At 36.7% G+C, this 24,707-nt stretch carries 22 protein-coding genes and 2 pseudogenes; 5 read left to right on the top strand and 19 right to left on the bottom strand.

Features of this window, described 5'->3' with window-relative positions:
- Window positions 1-181: pseudogene (locus tag BUB56_RS02140) on the top strand (hypothetical protein); the annotation flags it as partial.
- A 183-nt stretch (window positions 182-364) separates the two neighbouring features.
- Window positions 365-601: a hypothetical protein gene (locus BUB56_RS02135; RefSeq protein ID WP_110939730.1), complete on the top strand. Its 237-nt coding sequence runs from the start codon at window positions 365-367 to the stop codon at window positions 599-601.
- Between the two features lie 198 nt (window positions 602-799).
- Here BUB56_RS02135 and BUB56_RS20070 read toward each other — a convergent pair whose 3' ends face one another.
- The 3 genes from BUB56_RS20070 to ftsE are packed head-to-tail and all read right to left on the bottom strand — an operon-like array spanning window position 800 to window position 3,529.
- Complete coding sequence (locus tag BUB56_RS20070) at window positions 800-1,927, bottom strand: murein hydrolase activator EnvC family protein (RefSeq protein WP_278319440.1); 1,128 nt, start codon at window positions 1,925-1,927, stop codon at window positions 800-802.
- Between the two features lie 29 nt (window positions 1,928-1,956).
- Window positions 1,957-2,853 carry a permease-like cell division protein FtsX gene (ftsX, locus tag BUB56_RS02125; protein WP_110939736.1) on the bottom strand — a complete coding sequence of 299 codons (897 nt, stop codon included), beginning with the start codon at window positions 2,851-2,853 and terminating at the stop codon, window positions 1,957-1,959.
- Window positions 2,843-3,529 carry a cell division ATP-binding protein FtsE gene (gene ftsE, locus BUB56_RS02120; RefSeq protein ID WP_110939729.1) on the bottom strand — a complete coding sequence of 229 codons (687 nt, stop codon included), beginning with the start codon at window positions 3,527-3,529 and terminating at the stop codon, window positions 2,843-2,845. Before ftsE ends, ftsX begins: the two co-directional genes overlap by 11 nt.
- A gap of 292 nt (window positions 3,530-3,821) precedes the next feature.
- Between ftsE and BUB56_RS02115 the strand changes: the two genes are divergently transcribed.
- A complete protein-coding gene (locus BUB56_RS02115; RefSeq protein WP_110939728.1) occupies window positions 3,822-4,391 on the top strand; it encodes a 5-formyltetrahydrofolate cyclo-ligase in 570 nt (189 codons plus the stop codon).
- Between the two features lie 36 nt (window positions 4,392-4,427).
- Here BUB56_RS02115 and BUB56_RS02110 read toward each other — a convergent pair whose 3' ends face one another.
- Both BUB56_RS02110 and BUB56_RS02105 read right to left on the bottom strand, forming a co-directional pair.
- Complete coding sequence (locus BUB56_RS02110; RefSeq protein WP_110939727.1) at window positions 4,428-6,872, bottom strand: Lon protease family protein; 2,445 nt, start codon at window positions 6,870-6,872, stop codon at window positions 4,428-4,430.
- Window positions 6,873-7,007: 135 nt separating this feature from the next.
- Window positions 7,008-7,481 carry a protease complex subunit PrcB family protein gene (locus BUB56_RS02105; protein WP_242946193.1) on the bottom strand — a complete coding sequence of 158 codons (474 nt, stop codon included), beginning with the start codon at window positions 7,479-7,481 and terminating at the stop codon, window positions 7,008-7,010.
- 231 nt (window positions 7,482-7,712) lie between these two features.
- On the opposite strand from BUB56_RS02105, the pseudogene BUB56_RS20325 reads away from it, so the two are divergent.
- A pseudogene (locus BUB56_RS20325) lies at window positions 7,713-8,099 on the top strand (asparaginase); the annotation flags it as partial.
- On the opposite strand, the gene BUB56_RS02095 reads toward BUB56_RS20325, so the two are convergent.
- Together BUB56_RS02095 and BUB56_RS02090 are read right to left on the bottom strand one after the other, a co-directional pair.
- Window positions 8,056-9,054: a LacI family DNA-binding transcriptional regulator gene (locus BUB56_RS02095; protein WP_110939726.1), complete on the bottom strand. Its 999-nt coding sequence runs from the start codon at window positions 9,052-9,054 to the stop codon at window positions 8,056-8,058. The pseudogene BUB56_RS20325 and the gene BUB56_RS02095 sit on opposite strands and share 44 nt — an antisense overlap.
- A 322-nt stretch (window positions 9,055-9,376) precedes the next feature.
- On the bottom strand, window positions 9,377-10,225 hold the full coding sequence (locus BUB56_RS02090; protein WP_110939725.1) for an AraC family transcriptional regulator: 849 nt from the start codon (window positions 10,223-10,225) through the stop codon (window positions 9,377-9,379).
- Between the two features lie 216 nt (window positions 10,226-10,441).
- Between BUB56_RS02090 and BUB56_RS02085 the strand changes: the two genes are divergently transcribed.
- Complete coding sequence (locus BUB56_RS02085; protein ID WP_110939724.1) at window positions 10,442-11,839, top strand: MATE family efflux transporter; 1,398 nt, start codon at window positions 10,442-10,444, stop codon at window positions 11,837-11,839.
- A 132-nt stretch (window positions 11,840-11,971) separates the two neighbouring features.
- Here the strand turns inward: BUB56_RS02085 and kduD are convergent, their stop codons facing one another.
- The 12 genes from kduD to BUB56_RS02025 form a co-directional block, all read right to left on the bottom strand.
- Window positions 11,972-12,751, bottom strand: a complete 780-nt coding sequence (gene kduD, locus BUB56_RS02080; protein WP_110939723.1) for a 2-dehydro-3-deoxy-D-gluconate 5-dehydrogenase KduD — start codon at window positions 12,749-12,751, stop codon at window positions 11,972-11,974.
- A 35-nt stretch (window positions 12,752-12,786) separates the two neighbouring features.
- The gene (gene kduI, locus BUB56_RS02075; RefSeq protein ID WP_110939722.1) at window positions 12,787-13,620 is read right to left on the bottom strand and encodes a 5-dehydro-4-deoxy-D-glucuronate isomerase; all 834 of its coding nucleotides are present in this window, start codon (window positions 13,618-13,620) and stop codon (window positions 12,787-12,789) included.
- Entirely contained in the window at window positions 13,620-15,200 is a 1,581-nt protein-coding gene (locus tag BUB56_RS02070) for a glycoside hydrolase family 28 protein (protein ID WP_110939721.1), read from the bottom strand. The genes kduI and BUB56_RS02070 overlap by 1 nt, the downstream gene beginning before the upstream one ends.
- A 76-nt stretch (window positions 15,201-15,276) precedes the next feature.
- Complete coding sequence (locus BUB56_RS02065) at window positions 15,277-16,188, bottom strand: carbohydrate ABC transporter permease (protein WP_110939720.1); 912 nt, start codon at window positions 16,186-16,188, stop codon at window positions 15,277-15,279.
- Entirely contained in the window at window positions 16,185-17,069 is an 885-nt protein-coding gene (locus BUB56_RS02060; protein ID WP_110939719.1) for a carbohydrate ABC transporter permease, read from the bottom strand. Before BUB56_RS02060 ends, BUB56_RS02065 begins: the two co-directional genes overlap by 4 nt.
- Before the next feature lie 52 nt (window positions 17,070-17,121).
- Complete coding sequence (locus BUB56_RS02055; RefSeq protein ID WP_110939718.1) at window positions 17,122-18,429, bottom strand: ABC transporter substrate-binding protein; 1,308 nt, start codon at window positions 18,427-18,429, stop codon at window positions 17,122-17,124.
- Between the two features lie 208 nt (window positions 18,430-18,637).
- Window positions 18,638-19,720: a glycoside hydrolase family 88/105 protein gene (locus tag BUB56_RS02050; RefSeq protein ID WP_110939717.1), complete on the bottom strand. Its 1,083-nt coding sequence runs from the start codon at window positions 19,718-19,720 to the stop codon at window positions 18,638-18,640.
- 70 nt (window positions 19,721-19,790) lie between these two features.
- Window positions 19,791-20,912 carry an ABC transporter ATP-binding protein gene (locus tag BUB56_RS02045; RefSeq protein ID WP_110939716.1) on the bottom strand — a complete coding sequence of 374 codons (1,122 nt, stop codon included), beginning with the start codon at window positions 20,910-20,912 and terminating at the stop codon, window positions 19,791-19,793.
- 367 nt (window positions 20,913-21,279) lie between these two features.
- Entirely contained in the window at window positions 21,280-22,221 is a 942-nt protein-coding gene (locus BUB56_RS02040; RefSeq protein WP_110939715.1) for a transketolase family protein, read from the bottom strand.
- A complete protein-coding gene (locus BUB56_RS02035; protein WP_110939714.1) occupies window positions 22,221-23,048 on the bottom strand; it encodes a transketolase in 828 nt (275 codons plus the stop codon). The genes BUB56_RS02040 and BUB56_RS02035 overlap by 1 nt, the downstream gene beginning before the upstream one ends.
- Before the next feature lie 18 nt (window positions 23,049-23,066).
- Window positions 23,067-23,933, bottom strand: coding sequence for a YitT family protein (locus BUB56_RS02030; RefSeq protein WP_110939713.1), 867 nt, complete (start codon window positions 23,931-23,933; stop codon window positions 23,067-23,069).
- Between the two features lie 39 nt (window positions 23,934-23,972).
- Entirely contained in the window at window positions 23,973-24,698 is a 726-nt protein-coding gene (locus BUB56_RS02025) for a WecB/TagA/CpsF family glycosyltransferase (RefSeq protein WP_190014074.1), read from the bottom strand.
- Window positions 24,699-24,707: the final 9 nt, after the last annotated feature.

Here is a 24,707-nt window from a genome sequence, read left to right as displayed (position 1 = left end):
TTATTATCATAAAAAATGTGAAACCAAGAAAAAGAAAGTAGCTTTAGTAGCTGTAATGCATAAACTTCTCCATTACATATTTGCGGTTCTCCGTGACGAAAAGCCATTTGAAATTAGGAGCCCTCAAGATCATCAATCTTGGAGAAAAACTAAGAATTCAAACAAAATCAAAGCTGCTTAAATCGCAGTAGAGATGTAGCTCATCATTTTGTCATTGTTCGTGTTTTACATATGGCTAGCTTTGCTATACTCTTTTTTCTAAAACCAATTTTTTTAAAAAAATCAAACTTAACTATTGACTTTTATTAGCTGGTCTCTATATAATAGTGCTTAGTACACTATTACATTTTTCATGGAGGTTATTATGAATATACTTGAAGGTTTTTCTAAAGATGATGATTTGATCGAATTTATTTGCACTAAATGCAATTATTCCTTATGGGTTCCTCGTTTTATTGTTGAACAGCTAAAAGAAGACAATTTATTTGATGGCCTAGATCCTTCTGTTCCACCACAACCTGATTGTCAAGTTTGTGATGGCGCCATGACTCCAAAATCCTATACCGGGATTCGTGGTATACATTACGAATACAAAAAATGATCTAATCTTTTACATTAGGTCTATTTGGCATACCATAATTCTCTATGGGGTGCCTTTTTTATTTAATAGGAAAAGTAGCACTTTCCTATTAAATAAAAAAAGTTTAATCACATAGCCATACATGCGATTAAACCAATAAAATTCATTTTTATATTTGATTGTTAGTTTACAACTTTTTTTACAATTATATCAAATTATTTACTTTACCCATGGCAATGGATCTACAAACTCGCCATTTTTACGAACCTCAAAGTGCAAATGAGGTCCAGTAGACATTCCTGTACTTCCCGCTTTTGCAATCGTATCTCCTCTTTTTACCTTGTCCTTTTCACTCACCAGCAAACTTGAATTATGGGCATATAAAGTTACAATACCACCGCCATGGTCAATCATAACTGCTTTTCCATAGCCGCCTAACCAATCTGCATGGATCACCGTACCATCTCCAGCTGCTACAACATTTTTGCCAGATGGTATGCCAATATCAATGCCTGTATGAAGTTTTTTCGTTTTTAAGATAGGATGAATTCTATTGCCAAAAGGTGATGTTACCCTTGTATAGCCTGGTGCAGGCCAAGCCATCTGTCCACCTACATATTCACCCTTCGATTGCTTTCTTCGAATCTCCTCCGCAATTTTTTGTGCGTAACGGTTCAACTCATCGATCTGTTCTTCCAGCTGCTTATTATCCTGCTGGAGCTTTGATTTTACCCGGCTCATTTCACCACGGCTTTTTTCCAATTCTTTCTGTTTTATTTCCATATTTTGAGCCATCGCCATCATCCTGGATTGATGGCTCTCTAAAGTTTTCTTCTTAATCTCTACGGCATCTCGCTGCGCTTTCATATACTTTAGCAAATCCACATCATGATTGAATATTTTCCGAACCATATCCAGCTTGGAAAATAGATCTACAATGTTTGCTGAATCTAACAGCACCTCTGCATAGCCCACATTTCCATTCTTATACATTACTCGGAGTCTTGCATTCAATACATCTTTTTTATCATTGATATTGGCTTCGGCCAGCTGCAGTTCTGCTTTGGTCTGACTGATTTTTCGCTGGGTCAGCGTAATATCTGTACTAATTTGACCGATCTCTTTCTCTGTTTGATCAATTTTCTGGTCCAAAACCTTGATTTGGCTATTTAGATTTTTTTCTTGATTTTTATTTTGTACCAGCTTTGTCTGAACGTTTTTGATCTGCTTATTCAACTGCTCCAATTTCTTCTGTTCACTGGTCACATCCATGGCGAAGGCTTCCAGAGAGAAAGTCAGCATCAATACAAATGTAAATAAAAATAGAGAAATTCGATTTCCTTTCATACTCCTTTGCGTCCCCCTTTACACATTTTCTACACCTTTAGGAACTTTCTCATAGAAAATATGCTTCCTAACGCACCGATTCCGGTGCCTAAAACTAAGAATATCACAGCCAGATTATTTACTAACAGCGGTGTTGGAATCATATAAGCAGAAACCATTACATACATTTTTTCTGTAATTAGATCGAATATATTTTTATAGCTATAGCCGATTACTGCCAGTGCAATTACGGACCCAGCAAAGCCTAGGATCATTCCCTCAATAAGAAAGGGCCATCTTACAAACCAATTGGTGGCACCTACGTATTTCATAATGTTAATCTCTCTATATCTGGCGGCTACCGTAATCTTAATGGTATTGGAAATAATAAACATAGAAATACCTATTAGAATTCCAATGACGATCATTCCTGTCATACGGATAAAATGTGTTATCCGCAGCAGCTTGTCCACAATATCCTTATAGTACTTGACTTCCTCTAACCCACTGACATTCTTCACCTGGTCCACGACCTGCTCCGAATACTTGATGTCTTTAAGCTTCAGCACATAGGAGTTTGGTAGAGGATTTACCTCTAGTCCTTCTAACAGATAACCATGCTCTCCCCACTGCTTTTTCAAATCCTGCAAGGCCTCTGCTTTCGATATATAGTAGACACTTTCGATGCCATCGATTTTATTAACAGTTTTTCCAATTTCATCAATTTTTTTTTGGTCCAAGTCATCTTTCAGATACAGTTGTATAGAGTCAAACTGCCCCTTCGCGGTTTCTGCAAGACTGTTAATATTTAGGATAATCATAAAAACAATACCCAGGATAATCAATGCAGAGGCAACAGATCCGATAGATGCAAAGGTCATCATCCGATTCCGCCATAATCCCTTGAATCCCTGGCGAATCATATAAGATACCGTCCTAATCTTCATAGCCATACACACCTTTCTTATCGTCTCTTACAATCCTTCCTCCCTCAAGTGCAATAACGCGCTGCTGCATCATATCTACGATTTCTTTGGCGTGTGTAGCCATTACTACGGTAGTGCCTCTGCGGTTAATCTGCTTTATCAATTTCATGATTTCCCACGCAGTCTCTGGGTCTAGATTTCCTGTGGGTTCATCGGCAATCAAAACTGCCGGATTGTTAACAATAGCCCTTGCAATAGAAACCCGCTGCTGTTCCCCCCCTGAAAGCTGTTCAGGGTACATATTTGCTTTATCGCTTAAAGCTACCATGCTTAGAATCGTTGGTACCTGTCTTCTGATTTCCTTAGGACTTGCTTCTATGATTTCCATGGCAAAGGCTACATTTTCAAATACAGTCTTATTCTGCAGCAGCCTGAAATCCTGAAAAACAAAGCCTATCTTTCTTCGCAGCATGGGAATTTTTCTTTTTGAAAGATTTGTGGTATCTATGTCATCGATGGTGATACGTCCCTCAGTTGGCTCAATTTCCTTCAAAAGCAGTTTTATAAAGGTAGACTTTCCTGCGCCGCTGGGACCCACTAAAAATACAAAATCCCCTTTACTGATTTGAACATTTATATTTGAAAGTGCTGATGTACCATTTTTGTACTGTTTTGTAACATTAAAAAGCTCTATCATTTGACCAACTCCCACTAATTCATATACGTTTCTACAAAATATCCTAAATCTCCTCTATTATTTTAACATGAATCTATAATACATTTGTCCTAAATTTAGAAAGTAGTAAAAAATTAATTTTTTTGTTGACCTTATTACTATTATAGTATGTTTTGTCTTTTTTTCCAAACCCTAATACTTGCCATCAAAAGCTTGGGTCGAAAGCAATGCTGTTAAATTTGCCAGATTTCAAAGGAATCTAATGACGAATCGCGAATAAGTCAAATGAAATATACATCTAGGAGATGAGATGATGAAAAAGGAATTGAGAAAAGAAACACAAAATCGCAGAGGAATGCTGTCAGAAGGGGAAATCCTAGAAAAAAGCAGCGCAATTGCACAGAAGTTAAAAGCCTTTCCTGCCTATCAAGCAGCTCAGAACGTAATGGTTTATATCGATTTCAGAGGTGAAGTTAAAACTGGCGAGATCATTCAAGATCTAATTTCATCCCACAAAAGAGCAATTGTCCCCATTTGTGTACCTAAAACCCGGGAAATGATTCTATCTCATTTGAAAAATCCTGCTGAAGAGCTGGCTGAAGGTACCTTTGGGGTCTTCGAACCTAAAGAGGAATACATACGACCGGTTGCGCCTGATGAAATTGACCTTGTGATTGTTCCCGGTGTGGCCTTCGATAGAAAAGGATATCGCATTGGTTATGGCGGCGGCTACTATGACAGATTTTTTGAAAAGCTGCCGAAAAAAATCCCTGCAGTAGCCTTAGCCTTCGATTTACAGCTGGTAGAAAAGGTCCCTGCAGAAGTCTTTGATCAGGCGGTAGATTACATTATAACAGAATCAGAGATCATTCAATGTAAATAAGGGCAGACAACTGTCTGCCCTTATTTACATTTTGTTCTATTCCTTTTGCTTTTTTCCTTTTCTCTTTGTATGCTTATGCAGTTTATCTGCTTCTCTGATTTCATCCTCTTCCAGGAATTTCTTCAACTGCTTGTCTACCAAATCATATACACTGTTCTCCGTATATTCACCAGACTCTTCTAGAGTCCCAGCAGGCACTCCGGTGAGTATTTCTATCCCTTCTTCCACGGTCTTAATGGCATAAATATTGAACAGTCCGTGTTCTACAGCCTTGAGTACTTCATCGCTTAACATCAAATTCTTTACATTTTGGTGTGGGATCATAACCCCTTGTTTTCCATTTAAGCCTTTCAACTTGCAAACCCTAAAAAAGCCCTCTATCTTTTCGTTTACTCCTCCAATGGGCTGAATCTGTCCTCTCTGGTTAACAGAGCCGGTAACAGCGATGTATTGCTTAATTGGAATCCTGGACAAACTGGACAACAGCGCATATAATTCTGTACTGGATGCACTATCTCCGTCAACCCCAGAATAAAGCTGTTCAAATACAATATTAGCCGATAAGGATAAGTGTTTGTTTTGAGCAAATTTGTCCCCAATATATCCACTTAAGATCAACACACCCTTATCATGAATGCTTCCACTTTTTCTTACTTCTCTTTCAATATTGATAATGCCTGATTTTCCTTTATAGGTGGTCACAGTAATCTTACTGGGCTTACCAAAACTGTATTCTCCAGTTCCTGTAACAGCCAATCCATTGATTTCCCCTACCTTTTCCCCTTCAACCTCTAGGAGGAGGGTCCCATCTTCAAACATTTCCATGGTTTTCTCTTCGTATTTATTATTTCGCTGAATCTTTTCTGCAATAGCCTTCTCCACATGAATAATAGAAACATGATCTGATCCCATCATTTCCGCCCAGCGGTCAGCTTCATAGAGAATTTCTACTACTTGGTTAAACCTTGAACTCAGCTTGTATTGATCTTCGGCTAACCGTGAACTATATTCAATCATGCGTCCTACAGCACTTTTGTCAAAATGCCTTAAACCTTCTTTTTCACAATGGGTGGCAATAAACCGAGCCATCTTGTAAATATTTTCTTCACTGCGCTCCATTTCAATATCAAAATCCGCCATGATTTTAAATAGTTTCTTAAAGTCTTCATCGTAACTGTATAACAGATAGTAGGTATAGGGATCTCCCACGATGATAACCTTTATATCCAGGGGGATAGGCTGTGGCTTTAAGGTAGAGGTAACGACATAGCCCACCTGCTTGTCTAGTCCTTCGATCATGATCTCATTGGTCTTTAGAGCTCTCTTTAATGCATTCCATGCAAATGGATTGGTTAATAAATCCTTAGCCTGAAGGATGAGATATCCCCCGTTGGCTTGATGCAGGGCACCAGCCTTTACCTCTGTAAAATCCGTTTTCATAACTCCTAATTCATTTTTATACTCAATTCTACCTAACAGGTTGTAATAGGTGGGATTCGTTTCATTAATGATCGGTGCGCCTTTTTTCTCACTGTTGTCAATGAAAAGATTGACTCTATAGCGGTCAAAGAATGCCTCTGTTGAACGCATCTGAAACATGGCAAAAGGATTATTCAGATCCTGTCCATTATCGGATTTGAATTTATCGATGTGTCCTACGATATCGTCTTCTAGCAGCTCTAAGAACTCTATTATGGCATCCCGGTCTCCAAACTTCTCCTTTAGCTGATTGATATAAAAATCTACTACATCAAACCCGCTTTTTTCATCCAGCTGCTTGATGCGGTTTCGATATTCCTCTTCCAAGGCTCTCAGCTTATTAAACACATCAATGGTTTCCAGGCTGAGCTGATTGGAATTTTGCCGCAGTTTGTCAACCTCTTGAGGACTTAAATTTCTATACTCTTCCTCACTCATGGGTCGTCCCTCTTTAAGAGGAACGCTCATTAATCCCCGCTCCGTCTGAGTAAACATAAAATCATAGGATCTAGCTAAAACGTTCAATTCGTCAATAATTTGCTGGGTATAGTTTTGATATTGCTGAACCAAAACGCTTTTTTTATTCTCGTATTCTTTACTCAAGAAAATTTGAGGTATTTCCTTCTGAAGAATTTCAATCATGTTTTCGATTTCTTTTTTGAAATGCTTTGCACTGCCATTTTTCAGGCTTAAGGCAATGGGACTGTCTGGATTTTTGAAGTTGTGTACATAGATCCAATCATCGGGTGTTTCTTTTGATTCAGCCTTTTTTTCTGCGATAGAAATCACATAGCTGTTGCGCCCTGTGCCGCTTAATCCTGAAACAAAAATATTATAGCCCTTCTTTTTTATATCTAAGCCAAACTCCAGAGCATCTGCTGCTCTTTTTTGACCAATAATTCCCTGCAAAGGATATAAATCTGCAGTTGTATTAAAATCAAAACATCCTATATCACATTTATTTTTTAGTTTGTCCACCGGGACTTTGTATTGATCTAACATTTACTCAACCTCCCTATTTTAGTTTGTTAATATCAATACCCAGATATGTACCCTGCAAAAAATAAATTTACTGATTTTTGTAAGAAATGTCAAAAAAAACAGAAACAACCCGCACTTTAATATGCGGGCTCTTCATTACTCATCGTACTTTACTTTTAGCTCTATCTTATCTGGGAGCTCCTTCAGATTGGTTTTTGCAACTGTATAAGGGTATGTAATTACTTGTGTCACCACATCTCCTGGCTTAGGATCATCGAAGGTTACATATACTACCAGTTTATTTTTATCTTCTTCCTTTACCTTCATAATGCGATCTATATCAACCGTATATCCACCTGTGGGTTTTTCTCCTCTTGTAGCAATCACATAAATATCTCCATCTACCTTGCATGCCAGTGCCCTTTCTAAAGCTTTATATCTGGGCAGTATCTCCTGGACTTTTTGCGGTATCATTTCCTCACTCAGTACTTCAAAAGCCACTTTTCCATCATCCTTCATAAAATATTTAAGCGTATAAATTCCTGCAACCACGATTAATATCACAACCGCTACGATTGCAATGGTTCTCCAATTGAGACCCCTAAGATTAAAAGACCATTTGAATTTCACCCATATCCCCCCTTGCTCCTTAATATATACTAAATAGTATTCTGAATGTCCCTTAAATATTCTATATAGATTTTATAAATCATGAATATTTGTCTTTCAGTCGTACTAATATAGAATTCTCAATAGAAAAGGAGTTTTACATGAAACCTCTCGTTGTACTCACAAGAAGTTATCGCATAGAAAGTGTGCACAGCGGTTTTATTTGCATAAGCGACTACCACAAACAGCTTCACTATCAGCAATGAGGAACTGGCAATTATTTGTTCTTCCCATAGTGGAGAGGATTTTCAGAGGCGGGTGGTTCATTCCATACTGCAAAAAATAGGTTTGGCAGAAGACGCTTTAGATTGTGGAATTTGTAATCCTTACAACCTGGAAATGGTCAGCAGTGAAAGAGAATTTTGTACGGAAGTGGCAGGTTTCCATACCCACCAGCATGTGCTAGACCTTTTATCTGGTTGGGCACGGAGACCCAACCCTACATTTTATGTCGTGTCATGCTACAAGTACGATATATTGACTTTTATACGATATTTATTAGGGTTTTCATTGGTTTCGATCCGTCCCCGTCTCTTTAGATTTCCTTTACCGAATCCCTTTGAATCAACTCCGTATTAATATATATCGCATCTTTTTCAACTTTTTTCTTGTTAATAAATTTAATTAATGCCTTTGCCCCTGCTTCGCCGATTTTTCCGATTGGCCTCCTGACTGTAGTTAATGCCGGTGTCAAGAAATTAGAAAAAATGTTATCGTCAAACCCGATAACCGAGATATCTTGAGGCACACTTAAGTTTTTCTCTCTGATGGCTTTCATAGCTCCTACCGCCATATCATCATTGGAACAAAATACTGCTGTAGGATATTCTTCATTTGCCAGTAACTGTTCCATAGCTGCATAGCCACTATCTAAGTCATAATTTCCCTTTACAATAAACTTCTTATGAATAGGTAAACCATAGTCTACTAATGCATCCAGATATCCGGTTTTTCTTTCAAGGGAAGACTTAAAGCCTTCTTTCCCTTCAATAAATCCAATTTTTTTATGCCCCATTTTAATTAAATATTCAATAGCACTATATGCTCCCTTTTTATCATCGCATAAAATGTTTATTACATTGTCTTCCTTTAATTCTCTATTTAGTACTGCTAACGGGATTTTTTTATCTATAATGTGATAAATGAAAGTCGTATCTTTCATGCTTTGACTCATTACTATAATTCCGTCAAAAACCTTTCTATCTATTCTATTAAAATCTTGATACTCATCTATCCCTTTTACGATTAGGTTGTATTGATCTTTAATTACATTGTTAACTCCTTTAACCACCTCATAAAAGATATGGGCAGAAGGCCCTTGGTTTATAGAAGAAAAAAACAGACCAATATGATAAGATCTATTCAATACTAGGCTTTTTGCATTATAGTTGGGAATATAGTTAAGTTCTTTAGCAATACTCATAACCTTTTCTTTTGTCTCCTGATTGACTAAAGGGCTATCATTTAGTGCCCTAGAGACTGTTGCATGGGAAATATTGGCCAGTTTTGCTATGTCCTTTATTGTAACGCTCATTTTCTCACCTCATGAATTTCTCAGTAAAATTTAGACGGTATATAGTTTCTATTATAAAATCTATAAGCTGTATTTAAAAAATATCTATTATAGACCTCTATCACAGGAATAAGCTAGTAGATTTTTGTATTTTTAAACATTTACTAAAATGCAATATGCCAATATGCTCTATAAGAGCATACTACATTTATGTTGATTTTTCTATGAATTTATTTGTTTTTATCTTAATTATTTGTTTATACAATAAATTTCCAAAGACCGGTTGCTCCAAGTGCAAGACAGCCCTGATCTATTCTGTTTTGGTTGCCGGAGTGGTCAATAGCTATCTTTTATTCAAATTCCTATAGTTTAATGGTGAAAAATTGGTGATCTTTTTAAAAACTCTACCAAAGTGAGCCACATTTTTAAATCCCACTTTCTCAGCGATATCAATAACCTTGTCTCCTGACTCCCGGAGCAAGCGCTGTGCTTCCCGAACTCTTATACTGTTTACATATTCGATAAAAGTAAAGCCCGTTGCTTGCTTGAAGACTCTACTTAAGTAATATTGACTGATAAAAAACTTTTTAGAAACAGATGGGAGACACAATGGAGTATTATAATTATTGTTTATATATTGAACAATTTCTGATATCTTTTCATGCATAGGACTTGGATGCTCTAACTTATGATTACGATTTTCTTCTATATACCTTACGGCATACACTAAAAGCTCCATCAAAAGAGCCTGCAAAGAAACTTCAAATCCAATAGCCTTATTCTGTACTTCATGGGTCATTTTATATAACAAAGCCTCAACATATTGTCTGTCAGCCGGTGAAAAAGGAATAACAAAATTATTCTTTGTAAAGAGCTTAATTAGAAGTTCGTTTACATGTGGAGATGCTGCAAAGTAGTTTTTAGTAAAATTAATTAAAATTCTCACATGATCTTCTGAATCGGCATCTGTTGTTTTATGCAGGTCATATTCATTAATTATTACTAAAGTCCCAGGCTTTACATGAAAAACTCTATCTTTGATAAAATAATGCCTTTCTCCCGATAACAAATAATAAACCTCATATTGATCATGAAAGTGATGGGCATGCATCGTAAACTGACCAAACACCTTTCGATGAGAAAAATAGAAAGCGTTGTCAGGACACTGAAAGTCTATATTGATTTCTCTCATAATAAATCACCTATAATTAATTATATCATCATTGGCCATTACAACAAAGCAAAATATGCATACAAATTCACAATAATAGCAAAATACGTGCAGAATTTTACTATAGGGTAGGGTATAATTACATATATTCATTATCAGTGACCCTTTGTCAATATAGTTGGCTGCACCAATAGGAAAATAATTAGATCAAAAGACATAAATGAGGATGGACAAAATATGAATAATACTTTAAACAAAACCGATAGAAAAAGAAGAAGTTTCGTATTGGAAGGAAATATGTGGAATGTAGTTTTGTCTATATCCTTTCCCTTAGCAGTTTATAATGGGTTTAATCATTTGTTTGGATTCCTGGATACAATGATGGCGGCCCATATAGGTTCTAATGTTGTTTCTGCTATTGCTTACCTAGTCCAAATAAAGACAATGATAACAGCGATAGGAGCCGGCTTAGCTGTTGGCGGAGGAATTATCATTGGGAGATATTATGGTGCCGATGATATGAAGAATACACAAAAATATGTGAACACAGTATTATTTCTGGCAATATGCATCAGTCTCCTATTGCTATTTCTTATCATTCCATTTACAAAACCGATTCTAAGGTTGGTAAACACACCGGAGGAGCTTATAACTGTTGGCAGCAGCTATTTTGTTGTTGAAATCATCATGATTATTGCTATTTTTATCAATAATGTATATATGGCTATTGAAAGAGCGAAAGGAAATACAAAGCTGATATTGAATTTAAACTTGATGGTACTTGCACTTAAACTAATTCTTACTGCCTTATTTGTATATGTTTTTAATTTTGGTATCATGATGATGGCCGTTGCCACATTGATAGCTCATCTAACCTTAACTGTAGTAGGATTGTCTAATATGCTAAACTCGGATAATATGTTTAGACTTTCTTTTAAAAATATAGATTTATCTAAGAAAACCATATGTCCCATAATGATTTTTGCACTTCCAATTTTCTTTGAAAAATTTACCTTTAGCCTTGGTAAAGTTATCGTAAATTCTATGAGCGCCCTTTATGGAAGTATGGTAGTCGGTGCCCTTGGTGTCTCTAATAATATAGCCGGTATTCCAACGAGCATAGCCAATGGTTTCCAAGATGGAGAAGCAGCAATTATTAGTCAGAATTTAGGAAATGAAAATTTCGAAAGGGCCTTAGATGCTTTTAAGAAAACCCTTCTTGTTACTTTAGTCATCGGTGCATTAGGCATGGTATTGATAAATATTTTCATGGATCCGATTATTCGTATATTCGCTAAAGGCGATTTGCAATTTTTAGAAATCATCAGAAGCATACTAAAATATGAAATCTTTGCTTTAATAACATTGACAGTAACTTCTGCTGTTATGGGACTGCTTTATGGATTTGGCTATACGAAACTCTCTTTAGTCATTAACTTCCTACGTTTATTTTTATTTAGAATACCAAGCTTATATATCCTTCAGAATTTCACCAATTTAGGCAGTGAAAGTGTAGGAATTGCTATGATGATTAGTAACGGACTAGTAGGAATAACCGCCCTAGGTATATGCTTTATGGTAATTCAAAAAATGAAAAAAAAGGACGATAACTATTTCATTATCCAGGCCAATTGATTAAATCCTACCACCCTTTATCACTTATTTTCAACTCAATAATCTCTAACTTCCTGATAAAATAAAGTATATATGAAAAAGGCTGTCTATAAAAGCAGCCTTTTCCTTTTTCTTGCGTACTTATAAATACTATTATCTAACCAACCATCCTCCATCTACACATACAATATGACCATTCATATAGTCAGAGGCCTTAGATGCCAAAAATACTGCCGCAGCAGCCAAATCATCCGGTTTTCCCCATCTTCCTGCTGGAATTCTTCCTAAAATCTCAGCATTTCTCTTTTCATCAGCTCTAATTGGAGCTGTATTAGCAGTCTCTATATAACCCGGAGCAATTGCATTGATTTGTACATTTTTTTCTGCCAGTTCATTTGCAAAGGCCTTTGTTAAACCTGCTACTCCGTGCTTTGAAGCAGTATAGGAAGGCACAAATTTCCCTCCTTGGAAGGATAACATAGATGCAATATTAATAATCTTTCCACTTCCTTGCTCTACCATATACTTTCCTGCAATCTTAGATAAGTAGTAGATTGAACTCAAATTTAAGTCAATTACTTTTTTCCAGCCTTCATTATCACCTTCTAAAAGAGGTGCTCTATGAATCGTACCTGCATTATTTACTAAAATATCAATTTTACCATAGGCCTCAATACATTTTTCAACTGCTCCCATGGCATCTGCCTCCACATCCAGATCACCGTGGGCAAACTTTACTTGTCTTCCCATGGCTTCAATTTCCTTTGTAATTTCCTCTAGATTTCTTGGAGAATGGGTAAAAAGAAACAAATCTGCTCCAGCTTTTGCTAAACCCTTAGCAATTGCCCAACCAATCCCACTATTTCCTCCTGTTACCATAGCTACTTTTCCATTCAAACCAAACGTATCCAATACATAATTATAATTTTCCATCCATATCGCCCTCCCTAACTTCTATCGTCTAACTCCTATAGTAGATCTCTGTTATCAATATGGTCCATATCCGTAAAGGTTTGATTTTCTCCAGCCATTCCCCAAATAAAGGTATATTTCTTAGTACCGACTCCGGAGTGGATTGACCAAGATGGGGAGATAACGGCCTCTTCGTTTCTCATAATAATGTGTCTTGTCTCTTGAGGTTCACCCATCATGTGAAACACCATAGCATCTTCATCCATGTCAAAATAGAAGTACACTTCCATTCTTCTATCATGGGTATGGGCAGGCATTGTATTCCATACTGAACCTTCTTCCAGTAATGTCATCCCCATTACTAGTTGGCATGATTTACATACAGCAGGATGAACATACTGATAAATCGTTCTTTTGTTTAGTTCTTTTTCTGAGCCTAAATGTACCGGATTTGCATCTTTTATGTTAATTTTTACAGTTGGATAGGCAACATGGGCTGGTGCTGAATTGATATAAAATTTAGCAGGATTTTGACTATCAATAGACTTGAAAATGATGTCTTTTATTCCCATTCCTACATAAAGTCCATCTTTTTTATCGAGTTCATATTCTTGTCCGTCTAAAACCACGATTCCCTTACCACCAATGTTAATAACACCTAATTCTCTTCTTTCAAGGAAATACTCTGCTCCAATCTCTTTGCCGGCTTCCAGCTTTAATGCTTTTTCTACGGGACATACAGATCCTGCAATCATTCTGTCAATATGCGAATAAACTAGTTTCACATCATCCTTTTGAAAAAGTCCTCCTATATGATACTCTTCTCTCAATCTACTTGTATCATAACCCTTGGCGTCTTTATTACTTGATGCATATCTTATTTCTAACATTAAAATACCTCCTTGTAATTTTGATAAAATAACCCTTCAACTTCTGAAAAAATAAAAGGGTCACCTATAACATTTTCAGTTGTAAAGTTTTTAATCATTACATTTTTTGCGTTGCCTATAAAGAATCCTGCTCTTACCTGTTCATCTAAGAAACTCATCATTGCAGGGTAGCCTGGTTTTGCATCTAAGGTGAAGCTCATCCTAATATTTTCAAGAGTTATATTCTCAATCTTTTTTTCAGGCAAGCCATAGATAAATCCTGAAGCAACCTCGCACCCTTCACAAATAATATCCTTTATATAGACGTTTCTAATAGATGGTGTTCTTTCATCTACAGGCAGTTTTTCTTTACTCCAAACATATTCAGTCTTCCCATCAGGGTCACAGAAATAAAAACAGTTGATTACAAAGGGCGTTAAGACTTTTTTCATAATAATATTTTCAGCATTAATTCCATTTATAATGCCGTCTTTACCTCTGCCTCTTCTTGTCTTTATTCTGATTCCGCGATCGGTTTCTTCAAAAATACACCTAGAAGCATATATATTTTTAATTCCTCCTGCCATCTCACTACCAATAACAATTGCACCATGTCCAAATTTCATATGACAATTTCTAATGATAATGTCCTGTGACGGAGTTTTTAGTTTTCGCCCTATATATATTTTTCCTGACTTGATTGCGATACAATCATCTCCAACAGAGAAGTCCACGCCTATGATCTCTACATGGTTACAAGATTCGGGATTGATTCCATCTGTGTTTGGCGAATCCTTAGGATTCACTATTTTTAGATTGATTAGCTTTAAATTTTCACAAAACATTGGGTGGATTGTCCATGAAGGTGAATTTTGTACAGTAATATCTTCTATTAAAATATTACTACAATCTTTTAAAAATATTAATCTCGGTCTCCATGCCGTCCTTTTTTGCTTTGCGTCCTTCCACCAATTCTCAAAGGATGCATTTCCGTCAATAATTCCTTCTCCAATTATCTTAACATTTTTTACCCCTATACCCGTTATTAAACTGGCAAAGCAATCTGCCGGATCGCCTTCCCATGAACCTAAATACAATTCATCACTTTTATCTGTTGTTTGAATAATGCCTGGCAGTATAGGATAATCTCTCCTTATCGTACTGCCTAAAAGTATAGCTCCTTTTTGAATTTCCAGGGTCATATTGCTTTTCAAAAAAAGGGGGGCAGTTAAATAGTTTCCCGGTGGAATAACCACCCTTCCGTCTTCTGGACAGGCCAATATTGCAGCCTGCAGCGCTGCGGTATCGTACTGGTTGCCAGTCCCTAATGCTCCGAAATCTTTGACGTTTAAAGTTGCACATTCATACTTCGTTCTAAAAATTTTGATGTTACTATAAGACAATGCATTGATATCCTTCAAATAAACCTCATATTCTTTATTTGGCTCCAAACCAGATATGGTTGTTACATTTTTATTTGATAATTTAGTAACTTCTCCATCTAAATAAATCTCAAAGTTATTCTTGGCGTAAACACATTCATCACTTACAACTTCTATTGTTATTGTCCTTGATGTTACTGATATAATATCAAACTTCATAGTTCCTCCCGATAATAAGCTTTGCTCTTTACTAATCTCTTCATAACACGCATCTATTCCCTTTTTACGATATCGCCTAGCCTTTCATACCCGTAGTAGATATACCATCAACAAAGTGTTTTTGAGCTAAGAAGAAAACAATTAGTGATGGAAGTAATGCAATTACTGACATGGCTAGAACTTGATTCCACTGTACAATAGCACTAGCGTCCATAGACATCTTAAGGGCAATGGAAACAGGATATTTTTCTACACTTGAAATGTAGATTAATGGTCCTAAGAAATCGTTCATCGTCCACATGAATTGGAACAGAGCCACGGAGATAATAGCTGGTTTTAACATAGGTATTAATACATATATTAGTACTTGAAATGAGTTACATCCATCAATTACTGCAGCTTCTTCCAGATCTTTAGGAAGCCCTCTTAGAAATTGTATCAGCATAAATACGAAAAATGCATCTACTGCAAAAGCTGCCGGTACTACTAATGGTTTATAAGAGTTCAACCAGTTGAATTCCCTGTACATCAAATATTGAGGTATTCTTAAAACCACATTTGGCAACAATAGTGTACCAATTAAGATACTGAATAGATATTTTTTGCCCGGAATTTTAAATCTTGCAAAACCGTAAGCAGTTAATACAGTTGATATCACCGTTAATATTACCTTTGGAATAACGATTTTAAAAGTGTTTGCAAAATACCTAGCAAAAGTATATTCAGTCGATGTTCTCCACCCTCTTATATAACCTGAAAAATCGAAATCTTTAGGCATGAATCCAATAGAAGTAAAGATTTCTGCATTTGTCTTAAAAGAAGCTCCTATCAGCCAAATAAGAGGGTATAACATGATAAGCCCTACAGAAACTAATATAGCATATCTTATTGCTTTGCCGATCTGCTCTTTTCTGTGTCTTCTTTTTCTACGGATTTTATCTATTTTCACTAATTCTTCTTCTCTCTTCATGCTTTTAGCTTCCATCATTCATCCCCTCCATCTGAGTAGTGCACCCAATATTTTTCAGACCTAAATGTAATCGCTGTAAATATCATAATAACCACAAACAGGAACCATGATAAAGCACTTCCGTATCCCATTTTAAAATATTTGAAGGAGTTATCGTAAATCATTAAAGGCAGTAAATAGGTTGATTTCAGAGGACCACCACCTGTAATAATGTAAGGCGCATTGAACTCTTGAAATGCTTGTATTAATTGCATAATGAAGTTAAAAAACACTACTGGAGTAATCAGCGGCAGCGTTATTTTAAAGAACATACTTACTTTGCTGGCTCCATCAATTTTTGCCGCCTCATATAAAGATTCAGGAATATTTTTTAATGCTGCTAAAAAAATAACCATCGGTGATCCAAATTGCCAAACTCTTAAAAGACTCAAGGTAAAAATAGCATACGTTGGATTTCCCAGCCAACTGATACTTTGAAAACCTAAAAATCCCAGAAAAATATTAATCAGCCCTGTATCAGCAAATAAAAATCTCCATAAGATTGATATGGCTACACTTCCCCCTAGTATTGACGGTAGGTAATAGGCAGTTCTAAAGAAGTTAACTCCTTTTATTTTAAAGTTTAATATATAGGCAATAAATAATGCAAAGGCCAATTTTAAAGGAACCGTTATGGCAACGTATCTAAAAGTTACCCCAAAAGCTTTTCTAAAATCCGGACTCCTAAACATTGTAATATAATTCTGAAGTCCAATAAATTTAGGAGCAGACATCAAATTATAGTTTGTAAAACTCAGTACAAAGGATGTGATAAAGGGGAAGGCTGTAAAAACGATAATTCCTATTAGCCATGGGGTAATATACAACATCCCTTCATATTTTTTCAATAATTTCGTCATTATTGTATCCTCCAACTTATGGTTTAAGGGGGAGAATCTCCCCCTGAAATAGTTAATTTGCTTTTTCTTTTAATAGTCTATTCACTTCTTTAATCGTTTTTTCAGCTGCTTGGGCTGCAGTAAGTTTGCCATAACCTAATTCTTCAATTACTGCTCTGTAGAATTGTTGAAGCTCGTCTGCTTCGAAGTATGGGCTAATACCTTGTCCAATAAATTCATTTACTTTAGTATTTCCTTCAAATGTTAAACCTTTTAATTGATCTTTGCTTACAAGTGTTTCTACAGCCGCTTTATTTGCAGGAATTCCTCTTGAAGTTCCTAATATTTCTGTGGCTCGAGGGTCTGATACTAGGAAATTTAAGAATTTAGCAGCTTCTTCCGGATATTTTGTATTTTTGTTAATCCCATACACCATTGAAACTTTTGCTAAAGCAGAAGGATGGGATCCAATTCCTGTTAAAAATTCACCCGTTACTATTTTTTGATCTCCTTCTAAGGATTGTTGAAACTTATTGATTGCACTATCCCACTCATAAGTACCACCGTATTTCCCTTGAATCCAACCCGGAGTCTGATCAACAGGAACATTGCCTGCAGCTGCCCTTGCTTCTATGGAAGGGGTTACACCTGCCTCTACCATTTTTAGATAGAACTCATAAGCTTCTTCTAGCTCAGCTGCTGTATAAGCTACTTGATTGTCATCTCCGATAAAAGGCTTGCCTGTTTTTTGCTCCAGATAATATAGTGTCATTAGGAAAGCACCGTATTGATCTAAATCAAATGGATAATAATCTTTTCCTAGCTTTTCTTTAAATACCGGTGCCGCAGCAAATAACTCATCAAAAGTTTTTGGAATTGGTACTCCAGCTTTTTCCCACGTGTTAGCATTGTAGTAGAATACTTTACCAGCGATACCTACTGGAAGACCGTTTAATTTTCCATTTACTGTTGTTTGTGCCAGCAAATGATCTTCGTAGTTTCCAAGATCAATATAATCTGCTAATGTATTTAAATCATAGAATCCGCTGCCATCTTTTGAAAAAGCAGCGATCCAGTTCCAGTTAATTTGTATAATATCTGCTGCTGTATTACCGAGAATTTGAGTAGTAATTTTTTCCAAATGCCCTTGCCAGCCACCATACTCAGCTGTAATCTTAACGCCTGGATTCAATTCTTCATAAAGCTTAATCACTTCTAGCGTCTTTTCATGTCTTTCATCTCCACCCCACCAAGAGAATCTTAAGCTTACTTCCTTTGATTGATCTCCTGTGTTGCCCGTACTTGGATTCTTTGGTGCACATGCTGTAAATAACAGTGCCAATGTGAGTACAATTGCCATTATCTTTGCTATCTTTTTCATTCTTCTTCCTCCCTTTTTATATTGCTTGTTTTTATATGGTGTTGCAATTACTTCCACAAGTAGTAAGTTAAAGTGATTGTCCAACACAATGTAAACGTTTACATTTTATTCGCGTCAATACTTTTTAATCAAAGGTTTTAAGTATGTGCAAACGTGTGTAGTTTATAGAAAAAATATATTTTAAACCATATTGCACAAATACTGCATTTTAGTTATCAGAGGTTAGCTTCAACACTTCTCCATAAGCCATAAACAATGCTCCAACACCTTTATGATCATTTGGTAAAATTGGCTCTGAGATGTAATACGCATAGCTTCCATCTCTATAAGGCATATTGCCTAAACCAGCTACACCGCATATACCACCTAATTCTTTTTTCTCAATATCCAGATACTTTTTTATGGTTCCTTCAAAAGCCTTTTCTCCAAATACTCTATAGCAGTCCGGCAAGCACCCTAATCTTACTCCCTTTAGGATTCCATAGGCAATCATCAGGGTTCCTGAGGTTTCTAAATAGTTTCCTTCTTCCTCCGGCTTATCAATCACCTGATACCACATAGAACTTTCAACATCTTGATATTTTAAAACTCCGGCAACAGCTTCTTCGAACATGTCTCTTATTTCTGTCCATTGACTAGTTTCCCTATCCAGTATCTCTAGTATATCAACAAAAGCCATCAGAAGCCAACCCATTGACCTGCTCCAAAAATTAGGCGATAACCCTGTTTCAGGATTGCTCCATCTTTCTTTTCTGCTTTCATCATAACCGTGATAATATAAAGATTTTTCATCATCAAACATTCTTTCTCTTACTACCTTCAATTGTTTGTAGATATCTTCATAGGCATTTGTACCCTTAAATTCTTTTTCGTATTTAGCATAAAAAGGCATGGCCATATATAATCCATCTAACCAAACTTGATTCGGGTAAATCTTCTTGTGCCAGTAGTTTCCTTCCTCTGTACGAGGATGTCTCTTTAACTGTTCATAAAGTTTATGAATAGCCTTTACATATTTTCCATCTCCGGTTGCTTCATAAAGATCGAATAACACCTTACCACAGTTAATATTATCAATATTAAATTCTTCTACTTCATACTTTAAAATGGATCCTTCTTCTGTAATGGCTTCATTAATATGATCTAAAACAAATTGGAAGTACTTCTTATCCTGAGTAGCTTTATATAAATCTAAAGCACCTTTAAATATACAACCGTCTTCATAGTTCCATTTCTCTTTATATCTTTTATAATTATTAATATAATGCTCTGCAAAGTCTAGTATTTTCATAATATCCATCCTAACATAGTAAGTTTTAATATAACGTTTTCATAATATCCATTTGAATATAGTGAATTTATTACAATGAAATATTTTCTTCACTTTCAAAATCAAAGAAATGACATTTATTCATATCAAACCAAAATTTACAACCTTTTCCTTTTGAGATATTCTGCACTTTCATTGAATCTAGTCTTGCAATATATTGAATCCCGCCAATAGTAAAGTAAATAAATTCTTCGTTACCCAGTTGCTCTATTACTGTAACTTCTCCATTTGCATATTCCTCTTTGTCCGGATGAGTTTCGTAAGAACCGATGTGTTCGGGTCTGATCCCAAACCATATTTTCTTTCCTACATATCCTTTAACCTTATTAGCTTTTTCTTTCGGTAAATGAAGCAATATTTCCGGTAACTTAACAGCTACTTTTCCTCCCTCATTCACAAGTTCTGCTGCTAAAAGATTCATTGCAGGAGCTCCTATAAATCCAGCTACAAATTTATTGGCAGGTTTGCTGTAAAGATTGATTGGTGTATCTACCTGCATGATTTTTCCATAATTCAGAACGCATATTCTGTCTCCCATTGTCATAGCTTCTACCTGGTCATGGGTTACGTAAATCATTGTAGCCGGTTGTCCTTCTTGCTTTAGTTGTTCATGAAGCTGAGCAATTCGAACCCTCATAGACACTCTAAGCTTTGCATCTAAGTTTGATAAGGGCTCATCGAATAAAAACACCTCAGGCTTTCTTACAATAGCTCTTCCTACCGCAACCCTTTGTCTTTGTCCACCTGACATTTCTTTCGGCTTTCTATCTAAAAGCTCTGTTATTTCCAGCTTTTCAGCTGCATCCATGACCCTTCTGTCTATCTCTTCTTTAGGAGTTTTTTGGAGTTTTAGACCAAATGCCATATTATCATATACTGACATGTGAGGATATAGTGCATAGTTTTGAAAAACCATAGCTATTCCTCTATCCTTCGGAGGAATTTCATTTACACATTTGTCTCCGATCCAAATTTCTCCCCCTGTAATTTCTTCAAGACCGGCTACCATTCTAAGGGTAGTGGATTTCGCACATCCTGAAGGGCCTACAAAAACCATAAACTCTCCATCTTTAATGTGTAAGTCAATTCCATGTACAGCCTTAAATCCATTCGGATATGTTTTTACAACTTTTTTTAATACTACCTCAGCCATATCTTCACTCCTCTATCCTCTACTTTTCTCTTGTGCACATGCAAGATATTGCAAACGTGTTCATATTAAAACGTTATTAATTTATTAACATTCGTATAATTTTATTTCTATATTTTGCAAACGTGTACAATAAAATTATAATTAATTTTTATAATTTTGTCAATAATATAAGTTTGGAGGTTTTTCGCGGCGTTTTGTTGTAAATTAGCCATTTTTTAATAAAACTGATGCCTGCCTCTTTAAAATTAATTTAACAATTTGTTTTTCAAAATTACAAACACGGGATATATACATAAAAATACCTTCCAAACAAGTTGGAAGGTATTTTTATGTATATATGATTTATTGTTTTAAAAATGGTTTCTCCTTATTTCATCCCTATTACAGCCTTGGCAGCTTCCGCAATCGCCTCTGCCGTTAAGCCATATTTTTTCATTAATTCATCAGGTTTTCCTGATTCACCGAAGGTATCTTTCGTACCGATCCGCTTGATCGGCACAGGTTGAAGCTCCCCTAGAACCTCCGCTACCGCAGATCCTAAACCGCCAACGATATTATGCTCCTCTGCAGTAACGATGGCACCGGTTTCTAATGCAGCCTTTACAAGGATGTCTTTATCTATAGGCTTAATGGTATGGATATCAATAACACGGGCATCGATTCCCTCTTGTGCCAGAAGCTCTCGGGCCTTTAAGGCCTCTGATACCATGATGCCGGTAGCTACCAGGGTTACATCCTTACCGTCCCGAACCTCTATTCCTTTTCCGATTTCAAAGCTTATATCTGCCTCATCATAAATCACAGGTACATTTAATCTTCCCAATCGTACATAAACAGGTCCTTGATGTTCTGCAACAGCAAAAATTGCTTTTCGTGTGGTTACTGCATCAGCAGGATTTATCACAACCATATTCGGAATGACACGCATACATGCTAAATCTTCCAAAGACTGGTGGGAAGCGCCGTCCTCACCTACAGTGATTCCTGCATGAGTAGCACAGATTTTTACATTCAGCTTTGGATAACAGATAGAATTTCGAATGATCTCAAAGGCTCTGCCTGTTGCAAACATCGCAAAGGTACTGGCAAAAGGTATTTTTCCGACAGCGGCTAAACCAGCAGCTGTGCCCATAAGATTTTGTTCAGCAATACCCATATTGAAGAATCGACTCGGAAATTCCTTTTGAAATACTGCAGTCTTAGTAGATTTTGATAAGTCTGCATCCAATACTACTACATTTTCGTTGCACTTTCCTAGTTCAGCTAAAGCTTTTCCGTAGGCGTCGCGGGTTGCAATTTTTTCAGTCATTACAGCACACCTCCTAGTTCTTCCAAAGCCTTTTCAGCCTCTTCCTTCTTAGGTGCATTTCCATGCCAGCTCACCTGGTTTTCCATAAAGGATACACCTTTACCTTTTACAGTCTTTGCAATGATCATGGTTGGCTGATTTTTTGTGTTCTCTGCTTTTTCCAGTGCATCAAAAATCTGATCAAAATCATGACCATCAATCACAAGAACATTCCATCCAAAGCTCTTCCATTTATCCGTAACAGGATCAATATTCATAACTTCGTCAGTATTCCCATCAATTTGCAGTCCGTTATAATCCATAAAAGCAGTTAAATTATCCAGCTTATAGTGGGCAGCAGCCATAGCCGCCTCCCAGACAATACCTTCCTGTACTTCTCCGTCCCCTAAAAGTACATAAATACGATTGCTTCGCTGATCTAGCTTAGCCCCCAGTGCCATACCTATACTGGTGGAAAAGCCTTGTCCTAAAGAACCGGTAGACATTTCAACTCCTGGAGTCCCCTTCATTTCAGGATGCCCCTGCAACATGGCACCCACATGTCTCAGTTTTAGAAGTTCTTCTTTGGGGAAGAATCCTCTTTCTGCCAGGGCTGCATACAGCACAGGTGCAGCATGCCCCTTTGACAGGATAAACCGGTCTCTATCCTCCCACTTTGGGTTTGCTGGATCTATCTGCATTTTTTCAAAATACAGTGCCGTTAATATTTCCACAGCGGATAATGATCCTCCCGGATGTCCAGATCCTGCTGCATGGACAGAACGAATAATACTTCTTCGGATCTCCAATGCGGTTTCCTTTAATCTCTCATGCCCTACCTTCGTCAAGTAAAATCCCTCCTAATTCTACACAAATTTTTTAAATCCTTCTCCAAGCACCTCATGTACCGTGGTAACCATAATAAATGCACTGTCATCAATGTCATATACAATGTTTTTTAGCTTTGTCACCTGTGTTCTATCTACAATGCATAGCAGCACATCCTGATCATTTCCTGTATAAAAGCCTGTAGCCTTTAAAACTGTTACGCCGCGATCCAAGGTTGTAAGAATTTGCTTGCCAATAGTTTGGGATTCTTTAGATATGATAAAAAAAGCCTTTCCATAACTCAAATCCTCTACAATGAAATCTGCAATCTTTACAAGTATGTATAATGCTATAATTGAATATAGAGACGTTTCCAGTTTTCTATTAACAATTCCAGCTAAGGCTACAATGACCAAATCCAGTGCCATCATCATTTTGGGGATACCTAGATGTGGAAAATATTTATTCAAAATCGCTGCACCTAAATCTGTACCGCCTGTGGTACCTCCGGCCCGAAACACAAGGCCAATACCAACACCCATCAACACACCGCCATAGAGGGAAGCCAATAATAAATCCTCTACCATGACGATATTTTGTCCCAATAGAATCATGAACATCCTAATAAAAAGGGAGAGCATTAATGTACCATAAGCAGTTTTTAGCCCAAATCTTCCTCCCAGCGTTATCAATCCCAGAATAAACAGAGGAATATTTATCGCCAGGTTTGTTATATCAATAGGAATTCCTAAAACCTTATTGATAACAATCGCTAATCCAGTCACTCCTCCGGGAGCAATGGTATAAGGTTCTAAAAAGTAAATAAGTCCTAGCGCCATAATCAATGTGCCAATTGTGATCAAAGCATAATCCAATAATGCAGACGATTTGCCTTTTATACTCATTTTCTCATCTCCAATATTATATCACAATTTACCTTCTAATTATCTCTTACTAAACAAAACCTTTATCATAAATTTGGGTAGGGACATCATCCGTTTGTATCTCCAGGGTTCTTTTAAAAGTCGGTAAAACCACTCCAGGCCTAGCTTTTGATAAATCACAGGGGCTCTTTTAACCGTTCCGGCCCATATATCTACACCGCCTCCTACCCCCATGGCGATTTTAGTCTCCAAGGCTTTTCGGTGCTGATAAATCCATTTCTCCTGTTTAGGGGCACCCAAACCTACAAATAAAATATCTGCGCAGCTTTGATTAACTTCTTTAATGATCTGATCTGTTTCATATTCCTGAAAGTAGCCATTCCTGAATCCTGCTATTTTCAAATGGGGAAATCTAGCTCGAATATTTGCGCAGGCCTGCTGTGCCACACCAGGTTTTCCGCCTAATATATAGATCGATTTCTCCTGCTGATTGCAGTAGGACAGGATTCTCCCCATCAAATCTACTCCGGTAACTCTTTCTTTTAGTCCTTTTTTCAATATTCTGGAAGCGTAAATGAGTCCAATGCCGTCAGGAATCACCAAATCAGCTGCTTTAATTGCATCTAAAAGGATTTTATCCTGTTGGGCAGCCATCACAATTTCCGTATTTGGGGTGTAAATCACCCGAAGACTTTCCTGTTCAAAAAATGCTGAAGCATGTGCCTCTGCCTCTGTCATATCTACAGCATCAATAGGAACACCCATAATTTCAATTCGCTTTATCATGTCTTCACC

It is taken from the genome of Geosporobacter subterraneus DSM 17957, from assembly GCF_900142145.1.
In the GTDB taxonomy this organism is placed as follows: Bacteria; Bacillota; Clostridia; order Peptostreptococcales; family Thermotaleaceae; genus Geosporobacter; species Geosporobacter subterraneus.
This window is presented reverse-complemented; position numbering and strand designations above follow the sequence as displayed.

Bases quoted from the DNA above. Each gene is read 5' to 3' on its own strand.
- BUB56_RS02070 (WP_110939721.1), bottom strand. From the start codon at position 15,200: ATGAAGTTTGATATTATATCAGTAACATCAAGGACAATAACAATAGAA.
- BUB56_RS02040 (WP_110939715.1), bottom strand. From the start codon at position 22,221: ATGACTGAAAAAATTGCAACCCGCGACGCCTACGGAAAAGCTTTAGCT.
- BUB56_RS02110 (WP_110939727.1), bottom strand. From the start codon at position 6,872: ATGTTAGATCAATACAAAGTCCCGGTGGACAAACTAAAAAATAAATGT.
- BUB56_RS02065 (WP_110939720.1), bottom strand. From the start codon at position 16,188: ATGATGGAAGCTAAAAGCATGAAGAGAGAAGAAGAATTAGTGAAAATA.
- ftsX (WP_110939736.1), bottom strand. From the start codon at position 2,853: ATGAAGATTAGGACGGTATCTTATATGATTCGCCAGGGATTCAAGGGA.
- BUB56_RS20070 (WP_278319440.1), bottom strand. From the start codon at position 1,927: ATGAAAGGAAATCGAATTTCTCTATTTTTATTTACATTTGTATTGATG.
- kduI (WP_110939722.1), bottom strand. From the start codon at position 13,620: ATGTTAGAAATAAGATATGCATCAAGTAATAAAGACGCCAAGGGTTAT.
- BUB56_RS02050 (WP_110939717.1), bottom strand. From the start codon at position 19,720: ATGAAAATACTAGACTTTGCAGAGCATTATATTAATAATTATAAAAGA.
- BUB56_RS02030 (WP_110939713.1), bottom strand. From the start codon at position 23,933: ATGAGTATAAAAGGCAAATCGTCTGCATTATTGGATTATGCTTTGATC.
- BUB56_RS02060 (WP_110939719.1), bottom strand. From the start codon at position 17,069: ATGACGAAATTATTGAAAAAATATGAAGGGATGTTGTATATTACCCCA.
- BUB56_RS02045 (WP_110939716.1), bottom strand. From the start codon at position 20,912: ATGGCTGAGGTAGTATTAAAAAAAGTTGTAAAAACATATCCGAATGGA.
- BUB56_RS02135 (WP_110939730.1), top strand. From the start codon at position 365: ATGAATATACTTGAAGGTTTTTCTAAAGATGATGATTTGATCGAATTT.
- BUB56_RS02025 (WP_190014074.1), bottom strand. From the start codon at position 24,698: ATGATAAAGCGAATTGAAATTATGGGTGTTCCTATTGATGCTGTAGAT.
- BUB56_RS02085 (WP_110939724.1), top strand. From the start codon at position 10,442: ATGAATAATACTTTAAACAAAACCGATAGAAAAAGAAGAAGTTTCGTA.
- BUB56_RS02055 (WP_110939718.1), bottom strand. From the start codon at position 18,429: ATGAAAAAGATAGCAAAGATAATGGCAATTGTACTCACATTGGCACTG.
- BUB56_RS02115 (WP_110939728.1), top strand. From the start codon at position 3,822: ATGAAAAAGGAATTGAGAAAAGAAACACAAAATCGCAGAGGAATGCTG.
- BUB56_RS02095 (WP_110939726.1), bottom strand. From the start codon at position 9,054: ATGAGCGTTACAATAAAGGACATAGCAAAACTGGCCAATATTTCCCAT.
- BUB56_RS02090 (WP_110939725.1), bottom strand. From the start codon at position 10,225: ATGAGAGAAATCAATATAGACTTTCAGTGTCCTGACAACGCTTTCTAT.
- kduD (WP_110939723.1), bottom strand. From the start codon at position 12,751: ATGGAAAATTATAATTATGTATTGGATACGTTTGGTTTGAATGGAAAA.
- ftsE (WP_110939729.1), bottom strand. From the start codon at position 3,529: ATGATAGAGCTTTTTAATGTTACAAAACAGTACAAAAATGGTACATCA.